Raw genomic sequence first — 1,484 nt, 5'->3', positions numbered from 1 at the left:
CCCGCGCGGCCGGCCGGCCCGCGTCCAGCGCGGCGATGGTGGCCGCGCGGGCGGCGCCCGCGAGCCAGGAGGACGCGCGGTCCTCGTCGGCGATCGAGAACTCCGGGTCGAGGCCCGCCTCGGGCGCGTGCTCCCGCAGGAGCCTCCCGCAGAACCCGTGGATCGTGCCGGCCGGGAGCCGGTCGAGCCCGTGGAGCCGCTCCTGCCACGCCTGCGCGTCCGCGGAGCCCGCGCCGTTCGCGGACGCCGCGCGCGCGCGCTCCGCCACCGCGCCGCGCAGCCGCTGCGAGAGCTCCTCGGCCGCTTTCTCCGTGAAGGTGATCGCGGCGATCTCGGCGGGCGCGCAGGGCGTCCCGAGCGCCTCGCCCGAGAGGAGGCGCGCGCACAGCTCGACGAGCGCGGTGGTCTTCCCGGAGCCCGCGCCCGCCGACACGGCGGTCGGCGCCTCGAGCCGGAAGAGCGCCGTCGCCGCCGGGCCGAACACGATGGGGCCGCTCACGAGCCACCCCCCGCGTCGTCCGGCTCGCCCGCGCTGCCTTCGGCGCGGCACACCGCGCCGTACGGGCAGCCCTCGCAGGTCCGCGGCGCGATGGGGAACTCGCCCGCCCGGATCCGCCGCACGACCTCGACCACGCCCGCCGCGAAGCCGCGCGGGCCCGCCCCGCCGGCGCCCTCCGTACCGGCTCGCTCCGCGCCCTCCGGGGCGGAGAGCGAGAGGACCGGATCCGCAGCGTCCGTGGCGAACGGCTCCGTGCGCGCCGCCTTCCGGAGGAGCGCGTAGGCGGCCTCGAGGTGCTCGCGGCCGGGCAGGTCGCGCGCCGCGGCGGCGAGGTACGCCGGCACCTGGAAGCTCGTGACGCCCATCGCCTCCGGGTCGAGCAGCTCGGCGTAGGCCGTCGCGTGGCGCGCGTTCTTGTAGTCGACGACGAGGAGCCGGTCGCCGGACGCGTCGACGCGGTCGATCCGCCCCTGCAGCAGCACGGTCTCTGCGCCGGCGCGCACCTCGAGCGGCGGCCGCTCCGACCTCCCGCCGAAGCGGTGCTCGAGGAGCGCCGGGACGAGCCCGTCGTGATCGCGCGCCTCCGCCAGCACCACGCGCGCGAGGCGCGCGAGCACCGCCTCGCGGCGCGCCGACCAGACCGCCGGATCGCCGGTCCTGCCCTCCGCCTCGAAGCGCGCGAACACCGACTCCGCCACGGCGTGCGCCTCGGCCACGTCGGCCGCGTCCCCGGCGGGCGGCCACGCCCGGCGCGCGAGCCTCGCCTCGACGAACCGCTCGAGCGCCGCGTGCAGCAGGCTCCCCTCGTCGCGCGGTTCCTGGTCGAGGTCGCCGGTCGCCGGGTCCGGCAGGCGGGCCCCGAGCTGGAGGAACAGGCGGAACGGGCACCGCGCGTACGTCTCGAGCTGCGTGGGCGACCACTCGGCGGGGAGCGCGGCGCGCAGGGCGCCCGCGAGCGGCCCGCCGACCGCCCCCGCGTGCGGCG

2 protein-coding genes are annotated in these 1,484 nt (G+C 79.4%); both read right to left on the bottom strand.

The annotated features are described in order from the left end of the window. On the bottom strand, positions 1 to 499 hold a 499-nt coding region (locus tag MNZ29_RS24030), incomplete at its 3' end, for a UvrD-helicase domain-containing protein (RefSeq protein WP_242357110.1). Then, the coding region (locus MNZ29_RS24025) for a PD-(D/E)XK nuclease family protein (protein WP_242357109.1) at positions 496 to 1,484 on the bottom strand (989 nt) is incomplete at its 5' end. The genes MNZ29_RS24025 and MNZ29_RS24030, both read right to left, overlap by 4 nt.

It is taken from the genome of Anaeromyxobacter sp. SG64, assembly GCF_022690745.1.
GTDB classification, from domain to species: Bacteria; Myxococcota; Myxococcia; order Myxococcales; family Anaeromyxobacteraceae; genus Anaeromyxobacter; species Anaeromyxobacter soli.
The sequence above is the reverse complement of the archived record's forward strand: the minus strand, read 5'-3'. Positions and strand labels throughout refer to the sequence as shown.